Source organism: Pseudomonas sp. TE21394, assembly GCF_054057835.1.
This window is the reverse complement of the sequence record NZ_JBSRZR010000001.1, coordinates 3,614,631-3,631,362: the sequence shown is the minus strand read 5'-3', so window position 1 is coordinate 3,631,362 and position 16,732 is coordinate 3,614,631. Positions and strand designations below refer to the sequence as shown.

At 63.5% G+C, this 16,732-nt stretch carries 15 protein-coding genes; 11 read left to right on the top strand and 4 right to left on the bottom strand.

The window, feature by feature from the left end; all coding sequences use genetic code 11:
• Nucleotides 1-11 precede the first annotated feature (11 nt).
• Nucleotides 12-926: a DUF808 domain-containing protein gene (locus ACVWZT_RS16695; protein WP_296231451.1), complete on the bottom strand. Its 915-nt coding sequence runs from the start codon at nucleotides 924-926 to the stop codon at nucleotides 12-14.
• Between the two features lie 132 nt (nucleotides 927-1,058).
• Here ACVWZT_RS16695 and ACVWZT_RS16690 point away from each other — a divergent pair, with 132 nt between their 5' ends.
• Nucleotides 1,059-1,670 carry a TetR/AcrR family transcriptional regulator gene (locus tag ACVWZT_RS16690; RefSeq protein WP_112253045.1) on the top strand — a complete coding sequence of 204 codons (612 nt, stop codon included), beginning with the start codon at nucleotides 1,059-1,061 and terminating at the stop codon, nucleotides 1,668-1,670.
• 122 nt (nucleotides 1,671-1,792) lie between these two features.
• Here ACVWZT_RS16690 and ACVWZT_RS16685 read toward each other — a convergent pair whose 3' ends face one another.
• Nucleotides 1,793-2,233, bottom strand: coding sequence for a GlcG/HbpS family heme-binding protein (locus tag ACVWZT_RS16685; RefSeq protein WP_170031013.1), 441 nt, complete (start codon nucleotides 2,231-2,233; stop codon nucleotides 1,793-1,795).
• A 255-nt stretch (nucleotides 2,234-2,488) separates the two neighbouring features.
• On the opposite strand from ACVWZT_RS16685, the gene gcl reads away from it, so the two are divergent.
• From gcl to ACVWZT_RS16645, 8 genes are all read left to right on the top strand, one after another.
• Entirely contained in the window at nucleotides 2,489-4,264 is a 1,776-nt protein-coding gene (gcl, locus tag ACVWZT_RS16680; protein ID WP_457470328.1) for a glyoxylate carboligase, read from the top strand.
• Between the two features lie 69 nt (nucleotides 4,265-4,333).
• Nucleotides 4,334-5,158, top strand: coding sequence for a hydroxypyruvate isomerase (gene hyi, locus ACVWZT_RS16675; protein ID WP_296231458.1), 825 nt, complete (start codon nucleotides 4,334-4,336; stop codon nucleotides 5,156-5,158).
• An 81-nt stretch (nucleotides 5,159-5,239) separates the two neighbouring features.
• Nucleotides 5,240-6,133: a 2-hydroxy-3-oxopropionate reductase gene (locus ACVWZT_RS16670; protein WP_457470326.1), complete on the top strand. Its 894-nt coding sequence runs from the start codon at nucleotides 5,240-5,242 to the stop codon at nucleotides 6,131-6,133.
• A gap of 233 nt (nucleotides 6,134-6,366) precedes the next feature.
• Nucleotides 6,367-7,641 (top strand): glycerate kinase type-2 family protein, encoded by a 1,275-nt coding sequence (locus tag ACVWZT_RS16665; RefSeq protein WP_457470325.1) that lies wholly within the window; start codon nucleotides 6,367-6,369, stop codon nucleotides 7,639-7,641.
• Complete coding sequence (gene pyk, locus ACVWZT_RS16660; protein WP_296231464.1) at nucleotides 7,638-9,053, top strand: pyruvate kinase; 1,416 nt, start codon at nucleotides 7,638-7,640, stop codon at nucleotides 9,051-9,053. The genes ACVWZT_RS16665 and pyk overlap by 4 nt, the downstream gene beginning before the upstream one ends.
• Nucleotides 9,054-9,262: 209 nt before the next feature.
• Nucleotides 9,263-10,135: an urea transporter gene (locus tag ACVWZT_RS16655; protein WP_457470323.1), complete on the top strand. Its 873-nt coding sequence runs from the start codon at nucleotides 9,263-9,265 to the stop codon at nucleotides 10,133-10,135.
• A gap of 45 nt (nucleotides 10,136-10,180) precedes the next feature.
• Nucleotides 10,181-11,002, top strand: a complete 822-nt coding sequence (locus ACVWZT_RS16650) for an ion transporter (protein WP_457470322.1) — start codon at nucleotides 10,181-10,183, stop codon at nucleotides 11,000-11,002.
• A gap of 217 nt (nucleotides 11,003-11,219) precedes the next feature.
• Nucleotides 11,220-12,218: a sulfate ABC transporter substrate-binding protein gene (locus tag ACVWZT_RS16645; protein ID WP_296231470.1), complete on the top strand. Its 999-nt coding sequence runs from the start codon at nucleotides 11,220-11,222 to the stop codon at nucleotides 12,216-12,218.
• 46 nt (nucleotides 12,219-12,264) lie between these two features.
• On the opposite strand, the gene ACVWZT_RS16640 is transcribed toward ACVWZT_RS16645, so the two are convergent.
• Together ACVWZT_RS16640 and ACVWZT_RS16635 are read right to left on the bottom strand one after the other, a co-directional pair.
• Nucleotides 12,265-13,191 (bottom strand): class I SAM-dependent methyltransferase, encoded by a 927-nt coding sequence (locus ACVWZT_RS16640; RefSeq protein WP_296231471.1) that lies wholly within the window; start codon nucleotides 13,189-13,191, stop codon nucleotides 12,265-12,267.
• Between the two features lie 30 nt (nucleotides 13,192-13,221).
• Nucleotides 13,222-14,121, bottom strand: coding sequence for a DMT family transporter (locus ACVWZT_RS16635; protein ID WP_296231473.1), 900 nt, complete (start codon nucleotides 14,119-14,121; stop codon nucleotides 13,222-13,224).
• Between the two features lie 133 nt (nucleotides 14,122-14,254).
• Here ACVWZT_RS16635 and ACVWZT_RS16630 point away from each other — a divergent pair, with 133 nt between their 5' ends.
• Nucleotides 14,255-14,692, top strand: coding sequence for an Lrp/AsnC family transcriptional regulator (locus ACVWZT_RS16630; protein ID WP_457470320.1), 438 nt, complete (start codon nucleotides 14,255-14,257; stop codon nucleotides 14,690-14,692).
• Nucleotides 14,693-15,188: 496 nt separating this feature from the next.
• Nucleotides 15,189-16,721 carry an NCS1 family nucleobase:cation symporter-1 gene (locus tag ACVWZT_RS16625; RefSeq protein ID WP_296231478.1) on the top strand — a complete coding sequence of 511 codons (1,533 nt, stop codon included), beginning with the start codon at nucleotides 15,189-15,191 and terminating at the stop codon, nucleotides 16,719-16,721.
• Nucleotides 16,722-16,732: the final 11 nt, after the last annotated feature.

Below are 16,732 nucleotides of genomic sequence, written 5' to 3'. Positions count from 1 at the left end.
GGCCATGCAACTCAGGTGGCCGGCCGAAGCGCCCGCCACAGCTTCCCCGCAATGCCCACCACGGCTAGCACCACCGCACCGGCCACAACCCCGACACCGCCGTTCAGCAGCGCCACGGTCAATGCCCCGCCACGCCCTTCGCTGAACGCCTCGATGGCGTGATGCAACGGCGCGATGCCATGTACCAGGATCCCGCCGCCAACCAGGAACATCGCCGCAGTGCCGATCACCGACAGGCTCTTCATCATGTACGGCGCAGCCCGCAAGATGCCATTACCCACTGCCTGGGCCAGGCGGGATGCCTTGCGCGTCATCCACAGCCCGAGGTCATCAAGCTTGACGATACCACCCACCAGCCCGTACACGCCGATGGTCATGACCACCGCAACGCCCGCCAGCACGATGACTTGCTGGCTCAACGGCGCGTCGGCGACGATGCCCAGGGTAATGGCGATGATTTCCGCGGAAAGAATGAAGTCGGTGCGCACCGCGCCCTTGATCTTGCTCTTCTCGTACGCCACCAGGTCAACGTTGGCATCCGCCAACGCCTCCTTGCGCGCCTCGTGCTGCGCCTCGTCCTCCGCCTTGCTGTGCAGAAACTTGTGCGCCAGCTTCTCGAAGCCCTCGAAGCACAGGTAGGCTCCGCCCAGCATCAGCAACGGCGTCACCGCCCAGGGAATGAACGCACTGATCAACAGTGCCGCCGGTACCAGGATGGCCTTGTTCAGCAGCGACCCTTTGGCCACCGCCCACACCACCGGCAGCTCGCGGTCGGCACGCACACCGGTGACCTGCTGGGCGTTCAGCGCCAGGTCATCGCCCAGCACACCTGCGGTCTTTTTTGCCGCTACCTTGGTCATCAGCGAGACGTCATCGAGCACCGTGGCGATGTCGTCGATCAGTACCAGTAGACTGCTTCCTGCCATGTTTGTCTGCTTCCGGATGAATGAATGCTGCCGATTCTAGCCCAAAGCCGCTGCCTTGAGCCCCCGTCGAGCCCGGTGCTACCATTCCCGATCCCTCTTAGAGGTGGCCAGACACGAGGAAGATCCCTGACCATGAGCACCATTCGCGAGCGCAACAAGGAACTGATCCTGCGCGCGGCCAGCGAGGAATTCGCCGACAAGGGCTTCGCCGCCACCAAGACCAGCGATATCGCGGCCAAGGCGGGCCTGCCCAAGCCGAACGTGTATTACTACTTCAAGTCCAAGGACAACCTCTACCGCGAGGTGCTGGAAAGCATCATCGCGCCGATCATGCAGGCGTCGACCCCGTTCAATGCCGAGGGTGACCCGAAAGAAGTGCTGAGTGCCTACATTCGCTCGAAGATCCGCATTTCGCGCGACCTGCCGCATGCGTCCAAGGTGTTCGCCAGCGAGATCATGCACGGCGCCCCGCACCTGTCGCCGAACCAGGTGGCGCAGCTGAACGAGCAGGCCCGGCACAACATCGAATGTATCCAGCGCTGGATCGACCGCGGCCAGATCGCCCATGTCGACGCGCATCACCTGATGTTCAGCATCTGGGCAGCGACCCAGACCTATGCCGATTTCGACTGGCAGATTTCGGCGGTCACCGGCAAGGCCAAGCTGGCCGACAGCGATTATGACGCGGCAGCCGAAACCATCATCCGCATGGTGCTCAAGGGTTGTGAGCCCGAGGTGGCCTGACCCCGGGCGCAGGCTTCTTCGCGGGTGAACCCGCTCCCACAGGGATACCACGCGCTTCAAGCCTGCGATGATCCTGTGGGAGCGGGTTCACCCGCGAAGAGGCCGGAACAGCCAATAGAGAATTAGGCTGCTACACCCGCATCCGCCCGCAACCCCACCTCCTCGATCGCACTGATCGCACACTGCTCGTCGATATCCGAGGTATCGCCGCTTATCCCCACCGCACCCAGCACCTTGCCGTCCTGATCACGCACCAGCACGCCGCCCGGCGCCGGCACCACCGGCCGTTCACCCAAGCCGTTCAGCGCGGCAAAGAACGCTGGCCGTTGCTGCGCATCCAGCGCCAGCAAGCGCGAGCCCTTGCCCAGGGCGATCGCGCCCCAGGCCTTGCCGGTAGCTACCTGCGGGCGAATCAGGCTGGCACCGTCCTCGCGTTGCAGCGCCAGCAAGTGCCCGCCGGCATCCAGCACTGCCACGGTCAGTGGCGCAGCATTGATCTTGCGGCCCGCCGCCAGCGCGGCGTTCACCAGGCTGACCGCGACTTTCAGGTTCAAAGCGTTCATGGAAAGGTCCTCTTCTTGTTGTGAGAAGCCCTGAGGGCAGTTGAAACCAATAGAACCAATAGAACACAACAGGATGTTTTTTGTATACAATATTTTGAAACGATCGTATGCGATAGCGCAAACGCCCGTTTTCTCGGGCGCTCGAAGGAAAGCATCCCCTACCGACGAAAACCCGTTGACCTGAGCGGCCAGCCATGAATACACTCTGGCGCAAAGCAAGTTGTATACAATTACAAAATCGATGAGGCACAAACCATGAGCAAAATGAGAGCAATCGATGCAGCCGTTCTGGTCATGCGCCGTGAAGGTGTAGATACCGCGTTCGGCATCCCGGGGGCTGCCATCAACCCGTTGTACTCGGCCCTGAAGAAAGTCGGTGGCATCGATCACGTCCTCGCTCGCCACGTCGAAGGCGCCTCGCACATGGCCGAGGGCTACACCCGCGCCAATCCGGGCAACATCGGCGTATGCATCGGTACCTCCGGCCCGGCCGGCACCGACATGGTCACCGGCCTGTACAGTGCCTCGGCCGACTCCATCCCGATCCTCTGCATCACTGGCCAGGCGCCGCGCGCTCGCCTGCACAAGGAAGACTTCCAGGCAGTCGACATCACCAACATCGTCAAGCCGGTGACCAAGTGGGCCACTACCGTTCTGGAGCCAGGCCAGGTGCCATATGCGTTCCAGAAAGCCTTTTATGAAATGCGCACCGGCCGCCCAGGCCCGGTATTGATCGACCTGCCGTTCGACGTGCAAATGGCCGAGATCGAATTCGACATCGACGCCTACGAGCCGCTGCCCGTGCACAAGCCGTCCGCCACCCGCGTACAGGCCGAAAAGGCTCTGACCCTGCTCAATGACGCCGAGCGTCCGTTGCTGGTCGCCGGCGGTGGCATCATCAACGCCGACGCCAGCGACAAGCTGGTCGAGTTCGCCGAACTGACCGGCGTGCCGGTTATCCCGACCCTGATGGGCTGGGGCACCATCCCGGACGACCACGCGCAGATGGTCGGCATGGTCGGCCTGCAGACCTCGCACCGCTACGGCAACGCCACCCTGCTGAAATCCGACCTGGTGTTCGGCATCGGTAACCGCTGGGCCAACCGCCACACCGGCTCGGTCGACGTCTACACCGAAGGCCGCAAGTTCATCCATGTCGACATCGAACCGACCCAGATCGGCCGCGTGTTCACCCCGGACCTGGGTATCGTTTCCGACGCCGGCAAGGCGCTGGACGTGTTCCTCGAAGTGGCCCGCGAGTGGAAGGCCGCTGGCAAGCTGAAGTGCCGCAAGGCCTGGCTGGAAGACTGCCAGCAACGCAAGGCCAGCCTGCAGCGCAAGACCCACTTCGACAACGTGCCGGTCAAGCCGCAGCGCGTCTACGAAGAAATGAACCAGGTGTTCGGCAAGGACACCTGCTATGTCAGCACCATCGGCCTGTCGCAGATCGCCGGTGCGCAGTTCCTGCACGTGTACAAGCCACGCCACTGGATCAACTGCGGCCAGGCCGGCCCGCTGGGCTGGACCATCCCTGCCGCCCTGGGCGTGGTCAAGGCCGACCCGAAACGCAAGGTGGTCGCCTTGTCGGGTGACTACGACTTCCAGTTCATGATCGAAGAACTGGCGGTGGGCGCGCAGTTCAACCTGCCGTACGTGCACGTGCTGGTGAACAACGCCTACCTTGGCCTGATCCGTCAGGCACAGCGTGGCTTCGACATGGATTACTGTGTACAACTGGCGTTCGAGAACATCAACGCCACCGACGCCGCTACCTATGGTGTCGACCACGTTGCCGTGGTCGAGGGCCTGGGCTGCAAGGCCATCCGCGTGTTCGAGCCGGCAGACATCGCCCCTGCCCTGCTCAAGGCGCAGAAGATGGCTGAAGAGTTCCGCGTGCCGGTGGTGGTCGAAGTGATTCTCGAGCGCGTCACCAACATTTCCATGGGCACCGAGATCAACGCGGTCAACGAATTCGAAGACCTGGCCCTGGTCGGCAACGACGCGCCAACCGCCATCTCGCTGCTGGACTGATCGCCCGACGCCCCCGTGCCGGCCCCTGTTGCAGGGGCGCCGGGGGCCTTCACCGCAAGGAGACACACCATGCCTCGCTTCGCTGCCAACCTGTCCATGCTGTTCACCGAGCAGGACTTCCTGGCCCGCTTCAAGGCTGCCGCCGACGCTGGTTTCAGCGGCGTCGAATACCTCTTCCCGTATGACTTCAGCGCCGCCGACATCAAGCAGCAGCTGGAGGCCAACGGCCTGACCCAGGTGTTGTTCAACCTGCCGGCCGGTGACTGGGCCAAAGGCGAGCGTGGCATCGCCTGCCACCCGGACCGCGTCGCGGAATTCCGCGCCGGGGTCGACAAGGCCATTGAATACGCCAAGGTGCTGGGCAACACGCAGGTCAACTGCCTGGCCGGCATCCGCCCGCAAGGCTTGCAGTGCGCCGATGTGCGCAAGACCTTCGTCGACAACCTGAAGTTTGCCGCTGACAAACTGAAAGCCGCCGGCATCCGCCTGGTCATGGAAATGATCAACACCCGCGACATTCCGGGCTTCTACCTGAACACCACCCAGCAAGCCCTGGATATCCAGGCCGAGGTGGGCAGCGACAACCTGTTCCTGCAATACGACATCTATCACATGCAGATCATGGAAGGTGACCTGGCGCGGACCATGGAAGCCAACCTGAAGCTGATCAACCACATTCAGCTGGCCGACAACCCGGGCCGCAACGAGCCCGGCACCGGCGAGATCAACTACCGCTTCCTGTTCGAGCACCTGGACCGCATCGGCTACCAGGGCTGGGTGGGCGCGGAGTACAAGCCGCTGACCACTACCGAAGCGGGTCTGGGCTGGCTGAAAACGCATGTGGGAGCGGGCTTGCCCCGCGAAAGCGCCCGCAAAGACACCACCACTGCCTGAGCTATCGCATTCGCGGGACAAGCCCGTTCCCACAGGGCAGGCCCGCAGTCAGGTTAAACAAATACAAAGAGGCACATTGTCATGGCTAAAATCGGTTTCCTCGGCACCGGCATCATGGGCAAGCCCATGGCGCAGAACCTGCAGAAAGCAGGTCACAGCATCTTCGTTTCCACCCACCACGACGCGGCCCCGGCCGACCTGATCGCCGCTGGCGCAGTGGCCCTGGCCAACCCGAAGGAAGTGGCCCAGGAAGCCGAGTTCATCATCATCATGGTGCCGGACACCCCCCAGGTCGAAAGCGTCCTGTTCGGTGAGAACGGCGTGGCCGAAGGCGTAGGCCCGAACAAGGTAGTGATCGACATGAGCTCGATCTCGCCGACCTCGACCAAAGCCTTCGCCGAGAAGATCAAGGCCACTGGCGCTGCCTACCTGGACGCCCCGGTGTCCGGTGGTGAAGTGGGTGCCAAGGCCGCGACCCTGAGCATCATGGTCGGTGGCTGCCCGAAGGCCTTCGAGCGCACCCTGCCACTGTTCGAAGCCATGGGCAAGAACATCACCCGCGTAGGTGGCAACGGCGACGGCCAGACTGCCAAGGTGGCCAACCAGATCATCGTTGCCCTGAACATCCAGGCCGTGGCCGAAGCCCTGCTGTTCGCCGCCAGGAACGGCGCCGACCCTGCCAAGGTGCGTGAAGCGCTGATGGGTGGCTTCGCCTCGTCGAAGATCCTCGAAGTGCATGCCGAGCGCATGATCAAGGGCACCTTCGACCCAGGCTTCCGCATCAACCTGCACCAGAAGGACCTCAACCTGGCCCTGCAAGGCGCCAAGGAACTGGGCATCAACCTGCCCAACACCTCCAATGCCCAGCAAGTGTTCAACACCTGCCAGGCCCTGGGCGGCGGCAACTGGGACCACTCGGCGCTGATCAAAGGCCTGGAGCACATGGCCAACTTCTCGATCCGCGACGACCAGTAAGACCTTACCGGCCTCTTCGCGGGTAAACCCGCTCCCACAGGGATCGCACCCGTCTTGCAGCCTGTGCAGCACCTGTGGGAGCGGGTTACCCGCGAAGAAGCCAACGCCGATGAACCTGCGACCACAGGTTCATGGGTGAAGCCGAGCAACACCCGCCCCTGGTTCGGCCTGCACGGAGGCAGTTCCAGGGGCGTTCTTGATTGTGCAGAACAACAATAAACTGGGAGCCTGCCATGTCGGTCGATCCGCAACAACTTCTCCGCGAGCTGTTCGACACAGCCATCGCCGCCGCCCACCCGCGCCAAGTTCTCGAACCCTGCCTGCCCGCCGACCGTAGCGGCCGGGTCATCGTCATCGGCGCCGGCAAGGCCGCCGCTGCCATGGCCGAAGTGGTCGAGAAAAGCTGGCAGGGCGAAGTCTCCGGCCTGGTCGTCACCCGTTACGGCCATGGCGCCAACTGCCGGAAGATCGAAGTGGTCGAAGCGGCCCACCCGGTCCCCGATGCCGCCGGCCTGGCCGTGGCCAAGCGCGTGCTGGACCTGGTCAGTAACCTCGGCGAAGACGACCGTGTCATCTTCCTGCTGTCTGGCGGTGGTTCAGCGTTGCTGGCCCTGCCTGCCGAGGGCCTGACCCTGGCCGACAAGCAGCAGATCAACAAGGCGCTGCTCAAGTCCGGCGCCACCATCGGCGAGATGAACTGCGTGCGCAAGCACCTCTCGGCGATCAAGGGCGGCCGCCTGGCCAAGGCCTGCTGGCCAGCTACGGTCTATACCTATGCCATTTCCGATGTACCCGGCGACCTCGCCACGGTGATTGCGTCCGGCCCCACCGTGGCCGACCCGAGCACCTCGGCCGATGCCCTGGCCATCCTCAAGCGCTACAACATCGAGGCCCCCAAAGCGGTCATCGACTGGCTCAACAACCCGGCCTCGGAAACCGTCAAGGCCGATGACCCGGCCTTGGCCCGCAGCCACTTCCAGCTGATCGCCAAGCCCCAGCAGTCGCTCGAAGCCGCTGCGGTCAAGGCGCGCCAGGCCGGGTTCAGCCCGCTGATCCTCGGCGACCTGGAAGGCGAGTCGCGCGAAGTGGCCAAGGTGCATGCCGGCATCACCCGGCAGATCGTCCAGCATGGCCAGCCGCTGAAGGCGCCATGCGTGATCCTCTCCGGCGGCGAGACCACCGTCACCGTACGCGGCAACGGCCGTGGCGGGCGCAACGCCGAATTCCTGCTCAGCCTGACCGAAAACCTCAAGGGCCTGCCAGGGGTGTATGCCCTGGCCGGCGATACCGACGGCATCGATGGCTCGGAAGAAAACGCCGGCGCCTTCATGACCCCAGGCAGCTATGCCCGCGCCGAAGCGCTGGGCCTGTCGGCCAGCGACGAGCTGGACAACAACAACGGCTACGGCTACTTCGCCGCGCTGGATGCGCTGATCGTCACCGAGCCAACCCGCACCAACGTCAACGACTTCCGCGCCATCCTGATTCTCGAGACTGCCCAATCATGACGCCTGATAAGAAAGTGAAGATCCTCGCCACCCTCGGCCCTGCGATCAAAGGCATCGACGACATCCGCCAACTGGTCAAAGCCGGGGTCAACATCTTCCGCCTCAACTTCAGCCACGGCGAACACGCCGACCACGCGCTGCGCTACCAGTGGATTCGCGAAGTCGAGCAGCAACTGAACTACCCGCTGGGCATTCTCATGGACCTGCAAGGGCCGAAGCTGCGCGTCGGCCGCTTTGCCGAAGGCAAGGTCCAGCTGCAGCGCGGCCAGGCCCTGCGCCTGGACCTGGACAAGGCCCCGGGCGACAGCCGCCGGGTGAACCTGCCGCACCCCGAAATCATCGCTGCCCTCGAGCCAGGCATGGACCTGCTGCTCGACGACGGCAAGCTGCGCCTGCGCGTCACCGCCAAACACAGCGACGCCATCGACACCGAAGTGCTGGCCGGTGGCGAGCTGTCCGACCGCAAAGGGGTCAACGTGCCACAAGCGGTACTCGACCTTTCGCCGCTCACCGAGAAAGACCGCCGCGACCTGGCCTTCGGCCTCGAACTGGGCGTGGACTGGGTGGCCCTGTCGTTCGTCCAGCGCCCGCAAGACATCACTGAAGCACGCCAACTGATTGGTGACCGCGCCTACCTGATGGCGAAGATCGAGAAGCCCTCGGCGGTCGAGCAACTGCAAGCCATCGCCGAGCTGTCGGACGCGATCATGGTGGCCCGTGGCGACCTCGGCGTGGAAGTGCCGGCGGAAAGCGTGCCGCAGATCCAGAAGCGCATCATCGGCACCTGCCGCCAGCTGGGCAAACCGGTGGTGGTCGCCACGCAGATGCTCGAATCCATGCGTTTCTCGCCAGCGCCGACCCGTGCCGAAGTCACCGACGTGGCCAACGCGGTGGCCGAGGGTGCCGATGCGGTGATGCTTTCGGCCGAGACCGCTTCCGGTGATTACCCGCTGGAAGCCGTGCAGATGATGAGCAAGATCATCCGCCAGGTGGAGAATGGCCCGGACTACCAGGCCCAGCTCGACGTGGGCCGGCCGAAGGCCGAAGCCACCGTGTCGGACGCCATCAGCTGCGCGATCCGCCGGATCAGCGGCATCCTGCCGGTGGCGGTGCTGGTCAACTACAGCGAGTCGGGCGCCTCGACCTTGCGAGCTGCGCGCGAGCGGCCGCGGGCACCGATCCTCAACCTGACGCCGAACCTGAACACCGCACGCCGCCTGAGCGTGGCGTGGGGCGTACATTCGGTGGTCAATGACCGCCTGCGCCAGGTGGACGAGGTGGTTTCCACTGCCCTGGAGATTGCCCAGGCGCAAGGCATGGCCAGCCGTGGCGACACGTTGCTGATTACCGCTGGTGTGCCGTTCGGCAAGCCGGGGTCGACCAATACGCTGCGGATCGAAACCTTGATCTGAGAGTTTTGGGGGCGCTTTGCGCCCCTTTCGCGGCACAAGGCCGCTCCTACAGGGATCACGCAAGCCTGAAGGTGTCGCGGTCCCTGTAGGAGCGGCCTTGCGCCGCGATCGGAGGGCGCAGCCCTCCCCAACACCGAAATACCTGACCGGCGGAAAACCCGAGGCCCAAAGAGGCCCACCGCGCCCCATCAACCTCACTGACTGCCCCGATGTACACCAAAAATTTCGTCAACCCGTGCCCCGACTGGGCCACGGCGCTGCTCAACGGCTTCAGCCAGGTGCTGCTGCTGCGCAACCCCCTGTGCGGCCTGTGCTGCCTGCTGGCCATCCTGCTGACCGCCCCAGACCTGGTCGGTGGCGCCTTGCTCGGCGCCCTCGCTGGCCTGCTCACCGCCCAGGCACGCGGCTACGACCGTGCCGACCGCCAGGCCGGCCTGTACAGCTACAACGGCGTGCTGATCGGCATCCTGATCAGCGCCGTGCTGCCCTGGTCGGCCATCCTGCCACCACTGATCATCGCCGCCGGTGGCCTGTCCGGCATCATCACCCACCAATGGCGCAAGCGTGGCGGCAAGCTGCTGGTGGCCTATACCGCCCCCTTCGTGCTGCTCGGCTGGGCCACCCTGCTGATCGCCAGCCCCGCGCCCGGCGGTTTCGTCGAAGCCGACCCGCTGCACGCCCTGACACGCGGGGTGGGGCAGATCTTCCTGCTCGACCGACCGCTGGCCGGCCTGCTGATCATCGTCGGCATGTTCATTGCCAACCCCTATGCCGCCCTGTGGGCAGTGCTCGGTTCGGCCATCGGCGGCGGCCTGGCGCTGCTCACCGACCAGGCACAGGCTGCGTGGCTGGGCCTTTACGGCTTCAACGCTGCACTGGCAGCACTGGCCTTCAGCAGGCAAGGCGAAAAGCCCTGGATGACGTTGCTGGCAATCGTCCTGGCCCTATTGATGCAACCCCTGTTCAATTGGCTGCCGCTGCCCGGCCTGACCGCGCCCTTTGTCACCGCCTGCTGGCTGATGCACCTGGGCAGCCACCTGGCCCAACCCAGGCAACGCAACGCCAGCCGCTTGCACAGCTGAAAGGCAACCCCTAGGCTCAGCCAATCGCAATTTTGGAACGAGCCCATGAACAACCCCGCGAGCCTGCGCGAGCGGCTCTTCGTCATCGTCTTCCAGACCGACACCGTGGCTGGAAGACGCTTCGACAAGATCCTCCTGCTGATCATCCTGGCCAGCCTGGTCACGGTCATCCTCGACAGCATCGACGAAGTCCACCAGGGCTACGCCGGCCTGCTGGCCGCTATCGAATGGGGCTTCACCGCGATCTTCCTGGCCGAGTACCTCACCCGCCTGTACTGCTCGCCCAGGCCGCTGCGCTATGCCTTCAGCTTCTACGGCCTGGTCGACCTGCTGGCGATCGTGCCGGGGATCATCGCCCTGTACTACAGCGACGCCCAGTACCTGCTGATCATCCGCGTGATCCGGATGCTGCGGATCTTCCGTGTGCTCAAGCTCAGCCCATACCTCAAGCAGGCGCATTACCTGATCGATGCACTGCGCGGCAGCAAGCAGAAGATCATCGTGTTCCTGGTCACCGTCTCCACCCTGGTGACTGTGTTCGGCACCCTGATGTACGTGATCGAAGGGCCGCAGCACGGTTTCACCAGCATTCCCAAAGGTGTCTACTGGGCCATCGTCACCCTGACCACCGTGGGCTTTGGCGATATCGTGCCGAAGACACCGCTGGGGCAGGTGATTTCGTCGCTGGTGATGATCATTGGTTATTCGATCATTGCCGTGCCGACCGGGATATTCACCGCCGAACTGGCCAACGCCATGCGCGGTGAGCAGCTGCAACACGACTGCCCTGTCTGCAGCAAGAAAAACCATGAACCGGCGGCGGCGTTCTGTTCCCGCTGTGGCAATGCGCTGTTTCCCAAGCAATGATGTCGCCTGTTCCGGCCCTTTCGCGGGTAAACCCGCTCCCACAGTGACCGAACACAGTTAAGCCCTGTGATGATCCTGTGGGAGCGGGTTTACCCGCGAAAGGGCCAGAGCAGGCAACGGAATAACCAAAGTCATTTTTGTTCTTTAACCCCCACAAACCCACCCGCTATAGTCGCTGGCAATCTGCCTCAACAACTTTCAAGAACAAGGAAGCAACGTGAAAAAACTCTTCACCGCCTCGCTGCTCGCCGCAGGCCTTGCCCTGGGCAACCTGGCCCACGCCGCCCCCACCCTGCTCAACGTTTCCTACGACGTGATGCGCGACTTCTACAAGGACTACAACCCGGCCTTCCAGAAGCACTGGGAAGCCGAGCACAACGAGAAGGTCAACGTGCAGATGTCCTTCGGCGGCTCGAGCAAACAAGCGCGTGCAGTGATCGACGGGCTGCCCGCCGACGTCATCACCATGAACATGGCCACCGACATCAACGCCCTGGCCGACAACGGCAAGCTGGTGCCGGACAACTGGGTCAGCCGCCTGCCGAACAACAGCGCGCCGTTCACCTCGGCCACCGTGTTCATCGTGCGCAAAGGCAACCCGAAAGCCCTGAAGGACTGGCCCGACCTGCTCAAGGACGGCGTGCAGGTGATCGTGCCCAACCCGAAGACGTCGGGTAACGGCCGTTACACCTACCTGTCGGCCTGGGGCTATGTGCTCAAGCAGGGCGGCGACGAGAACAAGGCCAAGGCATTCGTCGGCAAGCTGTTCAAGCAGGCTCCTGTGCTCGACACCGGCGGCCGCGCCGCGACCACCACGTTCATGACCAACCAGATCGGTGACGTGCTGGTGACCTTCGAGAACGAAGCCGAGATGATCGCCCGCGAATTCGGCCGCGACCAATTCGAAGTGGTCTACCCGAGCGTATCGGCCGAAGCCGAGCCGCCGGTGAGCGTGGTCGACAAGGTCGTGGCGCGCAAAGGTACCCAGGCAGTGGCCGAGGAATACCTGAAATACCTCTGGTCGCCAGCGGCCCAGGAAATTGCCGCGCAGAACTACCTGCGCCCGCGTGATGCAACGGTACTGGCCAAGTACACTGACCGCTTCCCGAAAGTGGACTTCCTGTCGGTGGAGAAGACCTTTGGCGACTGGCGCACGGTACAGAAGACCCACTTCAATGATGGTGGGGTGTTCGACCAGATCTACACCAATCAGTAATTGATGCAGGCCTGGCCGGCCCTGCCGCCGGCCAGTGCAGGCAACCTCACATCTGGCGGAACACCAAGGCCTTCAGCCCACCCGCCGGGTCCACATCAGGAAACTCGGGTGGGTTCTCCAGCCGCTCGACGAATGCCAGCGACGGCGCCTGCTCCGCCATGCCCTCGATCAGGAACTCGGGCCCGATCCCTGGGTCGTTCACGCAAGCCAGCACCGTCCCGCCCTGGTTCAACAGCTCCGGCAAACGCCGCAGGACCTTCGCGTAGTCCTGGGTCAGCACGAAGCTGCCGCGCTGGAAGGTCGGTGGGTCGATGATGATCAGGTCATACGGCCCGTACTTGCGCACCTTGCCCCACGACTTGAACAGCTCGTGCCCCAGGTAAGCCACGCGCGACGCGTCATGGCCATTCAGCCGATGGTTGTCGCGCCCGCGCGACAGTGCCGACTTGGCCATGTCCAGGTTCACCACCTGCTCGGCGCCCCCGGCAATTGCCGCCACCGAAAAGCCGCAGGTATAGGCGAACAGGTTCAGCACGCGCTTGCCCGCCGCCTGCTCGCGCACCCAACGCCGGCCATAGCGCATGTCGAGGAACAGGCCGTTGTTCTGCCGTACGCCCAAGTCCAGCAGGTAGGTCAGGCCGTCTTCGATCACTTCGCGTTGCTGGCACGGCTCGCCCAACAGCCACTGGCCCGGGCTGTCTGGCAGGTAACGGTGCTGGATGAGAATGGCCTGGCCGGTCCACTGTGGGCGCTCGGCGAGGCTGCGCAGCATGGCTTCCAGTTCGGCCAGCTGGCCTGCGGGCGGCTCGCGGAACAGAGCCACCGACAGTACCCCCTGCAGCCAGTCGACCGTGACCTGCTCCAAGCCTGGCCAGCAGCGGCCACGGCCGTGGAACAGGCGGCGGGTTTCCTGCGGGGCAGGGTCGAAGGCGGTGAGCAGCTGTTGCTCAAGAGTGTGGATTGGCGAAGTCATCGGGGGTCGCAAGCTGGCAAAAGCGGCATTCTACCCCCTTAGGGCGCTTTGCGTACGGGGCCTGAACCACCAGCCCTGCTGCATCCCCGCCGCCGCCAGCAGGATCAGCGCCACCCCCAGCCATTGCAGCGGCGCCAGACGATGGCCAAAGGCCACCCAGTCGACCAATATCGCCGCAATCGGGTAGATGAACGACAGCGCCCCGGTCAACGCCGTGGGCAAACGCTGGATGGCGCTGTACAGCAACACATACATCAAGCCGGTGTGCACCATGCCCAAGGTCAGCAGGCTGGCCAGCGCCGGCACTTCGCCCGGCAGCCCGCCCAGCTCGACCCAGGGCGCCAGCAACAGCACGCCGGTAGCCACCTGGATCAATGCAATCAGGTGCGGTGGGGTGCCGCTCAGGCGTTTGATGATCAGTGCCGCGATGGCATACAGGAAGGCCGCCCCCAGCGCCAGGGCAATGCCCAGCAGATAGTCGTCGCCACCGCCCTGCCCGCTGCCATGGGCACTGACGATCGCCAGCATGCCGAGGAACGCCACGCTGAGCCAGGTGACCTTGGCCAGGGTGATCCTTTCGCCCAGGAACACGGCCGCCAGCCCCACCAGCATGAATGGCTGCACGTTGTACACCGCCGTGCCGATGGCAATCGATGCCCGCGAATACGACGCGAACAACAGCACCCAGTTGCCGACGATGGCCACACCGCTGGCAATCGCCAGCAGAAATGCCGTGCGGCTGATCACGCCCGACCGCAAGAAACCAAAGCCTGCGCAAATGACCAGCAAGGTCACTGCACCGAACACGCAACGCCAGAACACCACTTCCAGGACCGGCTGGCCAGACACCAGCACGAACCAGCCGATGGTCCCGGAAATCAGCATGGCGCCGACCATTTCCAGCGAACCACGGCGCAACGAACTGTCCATCTCACACCTCCTGTCGATAATGGCAACAGTATGCAAACGTTTCCGGGTCGCCTTCCAGCGGATATCGAAGGTAGATTTGCCCAGCCACCTTTACTATCAAGGCAAATCATCCGAACGACCTTATGAGGTGAGTATGACCGATGCCATCGACCAATTGCTGATCAATGCACTGATGGAAGACTCACGCCGTTCGCTCAAGGCCCTGGCGCAGATCAGCGGGTTGTCAGCGCCCAGCGTCAGTGAACGCTTGCGCCGCCTGGAGCAGCGCGGTGTGTTGCGCGGTTACACCGTGGAGGTCGACCCGCGCGCGTTTGGCTACCAGCTGCAAGCGATCGTGCGCATCCGCCCACTGCCCGGGCAACTGCAGGAGGTGGAGCGGCAGGTCATTGCCATCCCCGAGTTCACCGAGTGCGACAAGGTCACCGGCGAGGATTGCTTCATCGCTCGGCTGCATGTGCGCTCGATGGAGCAGCTCGATACCCTCCTTGACCGTCTGAATACGTTGGCCGAAACCAATACCGCAATCATCAAGAAAAGCCCGGTGAAGCGGCGCTTGCCGCCGATGAATTGAGCCAAGTCGGAGCCGGCCTCTGCGCAAGCAAACCGGCGACGGGGCCAACTCAGATAAAAGCTGACTATTTTTTGTACACAGGAATGTCACCATAAGTGCGATTTTTGTGTGCACTTTTCTATTCAACGCCCCGATACGTTACACGCAACCCACCTAAAAGCTTGACCAATCGATCAACTAAGCAGTCCGAAAAAATTTAAACCTGTTCAATTGGTCAAATTATATTTTTCGTATTTCATAAAGTTATCCGCAATAGCGCCTGATTCAAGATAATGGCACCTGCCTAGTTGGTTTTCATGTGGCACGGAACTCGCTTTTGTGTGTTCGTGTTTTGTATACAAGTTGAACAAAACATAAATACACAAGAACCCGCGACGCCGCCCCAATAGCGGCCGCCGCGCCCTGAACCCAGTGATGCCAACGCTGCACCGACGAGATGGCGAGCCCGTGCGCATGCCCGCTCATCGCAGTCCACGTGCATCAGGAGCCCGCCGGAATGAGTACCAGCCTCGACCTAGCCCCTGAACTATCCGTCGCCAGCACCCACCCTGCCTCGCCACTCGCCGACAGCCAGCCGACACTGGCCCTGAGCCCACGCCTGCATAATCGCGACCTCGCCCCGACGCGCCTGCACGGCCGCCGCTGGGGCCGCTACAGCATCTTTGCGCTGTGGACCAACGATGTGCACAACATTGCCAACTACTCGTTCGCCATGGGCTTGTTCGCCCTCGGCCTGGGCGGCTGGCAGATATTGCTGGCGTTGGCCATCGGTGCAGCGCTGGTGTACTTCTTCATGAACCTGTCCGGCTACATGGGGCAGAAAACCGGCGTGCCATTTCCGGTCATCAGCCGTATCGCCTTCGGCATCCACGGCGCGCAGATTCCAGCGCTGATCCGCGCGATCATCGCCATCGCCTGGTTCGGCATCCAGACCTTCCTGGCATCGGTGGTGCTGCGGGTGCTGCTCACTGCCGTGTGGCCGCACCTGGCTGCCTACGATCACGACAGCATCCTCGGCCTGTCGAGCCTGGGCTGGGTGTGCTTCGTGGCGATCTGGCTGGTGCAACTGGTGATCCTGGCCTATGGCATGGAGATGGTGCGCCGCTACGAGGCCTTCGCCGGCCCGGTGATCCTGCTGACGGTTGCCGCCCTGGCGGTGTTCATGTACGTCCAGGCCGACGCCCGCATCGCCTGGTCGGTGGCCGCGCCGCTGAGCGGCTACGAGATGTGGCGCAACATCTTTGCCGGCGGTGCCTTGTGGCTGGCCATCTACGGCACCCTGGTGCTGAACTTCTGCGACTTCGCCCGCTCTTCGCCCTGCCGCAAGACCATTCGCGTGGGCAATTTCTGGGGCCTGCCGGTGAATATCCTGGTGTTCGCCATCATCACTGTGGTGTTGTGCGGTGCGCAGTTCCAGATCAACGGCCAGGTCATCGACAGCCCGACGCAGATCGTCGCCAGCATCCCCAGCACACCCTTCCTGGTGCTTGGCTGCGTGGCATTCCTGATCGTCACCGTGGCGGTGAACATCATGGCCAACTTCGTCGCGCCAGCCTTTGTGCTCAGCAACCTGGCGCCGCGCCACCTGAACTTCCGCCGTGCCGGGCTGATCAGTGCCACCCTGGCGGTGCTGATCCTGCCGTGGAACCTGTACAACAGCCCGCTGGTGATCGTGTACTTCCTGTCCGGCCTGGGCGCGCTGCTCGGCCCGTTGTACGGGGTGATCATGGCCGACTACTGGTTGCTGCGCAAAGGCCGCATCAACGTGCCGGAGTTGTACACCGAGCACCCGGCCGGGGCCTACCACTACAGCAAGGGCATCAACCTGCGCGCCGTGGCCGCCTTCGTGCCGGCCGCATTGCTGGCCATCGTCCTGGCCCTGGTGCCCAACTTCCATGGCATCGCGCCGTTCTCCTGGCTGATCGGCGCCGGCATCGCCGCTGCGGTGTACCTGCTGATCGCGCCGCGCAACCGCCAATACCACGATGTCAGCGGCGAATGCATCGCCGTCGACCACAGCAGCCACTGACCAGGGAGGGC

Excerpts from the sequence above, each read along its gene's own strand:
- ACVWZT_RS16695 (WP_296231451.1), bottom strand. The coding sequence starts at position 926 with ATGGCAGGAAGCAGTCTACTGGTACTGATCGACGACATCGCCACGGTG.
- ACVWZT_RS16690 (WP_112253045.1), top strand. The coding sequence starts at position 1,059 with ATGAGCACCATTCGCGAGCGCAACAAGGAACTGATCCTGCGCGCGGCC.
- ACVWZT_RS16685 (WP_170031013.1), bottom strand. The coding sequence starts at position 2,233 with ATGAACGCTTTGAACCTGAAAGTCGCGGTCAGCCTGGTGAACGCCGCG.
- gcl (WP_457470328.1), top strand. The coding sequence starts at position 2,489 with ATGAGCAAAATGAGAGCAATCGATGCAGCCGTTCTGGTCATGCGCCGT.
- hyi (WP_296231458.1), top strand. The coding sequence starts at position 4,334 with ATGCCTCGCTTCGCTGCCAACCTGTCCATGCTGTTCACCGAGCAGGAC.
- ACVWZT_RS16670 (WP_457470326.1), top strand. The coding sequence starts at position 5,240 with ATGGCTAAAATCGGTTTCCTCGGCACCGGCATCATGGGCAAGCCCATG.
- ACVWZT_RS16665 (WP_457470325.1), top strand. The coding sequence starts at position 6,367 with ATGTCGGTCGATCCGCAACAACTTCTCCGCGAGCTGTTCGACACAGCC.
- pyk (WP_296231464.1), top strand. The coding sequence starts at position 7,638 with ATGACGCCTGATAAGAAAGTGAAGATCCTCGCCACCCTCGGCCCTGCG.
- ACVWZT_RS16655 (WP_457470323.1), top strand. The coding sequence starts at position 9,263 with ATGTACACCAAAAATTTCGTCAACCCGTGCCCCGACTGGGCCACGGCG.
- ACVWZT_RS16650 (WP_457470322.1), top strand. The coding sequence starts at position 10,181 with ATGAACAACCCCGCGAGCCTGCGCGAGCGGCTCTTCGTCATCGTCTTC.
- ACVWZT_RS16640 (WP_296231471.1), bottom strand. The coding sequence starts at position 13,191 with ATGACTTCGCCAATCCACACTCTTGAGCAACAGCTGCTCACCGCCTTC.
- ACVWZT_RS16635 (WP_296231473.1), bottom strand. The coding sequence starts at position 14,121 with ATGGACAGTTCGTTGCGCCGTGGTTCGCTGGAAATGGTCGGCGCCATG.
- ACVWZT_RS16630 (WP_457470320.1), top strand. The coding sequence starts at position 14,255 with ATGACCGATGCCATCGACCAATTGCTGATCAATGCACTGATGGAAGAC.
- ACVWZT_RS16625 (WP_296231478.1), top strand. The coding sequence starts at position 15,189 with ATGAGTACCAGCCTCGACCTAGCCCCTGAACTATCCGTCGCCAGCACC.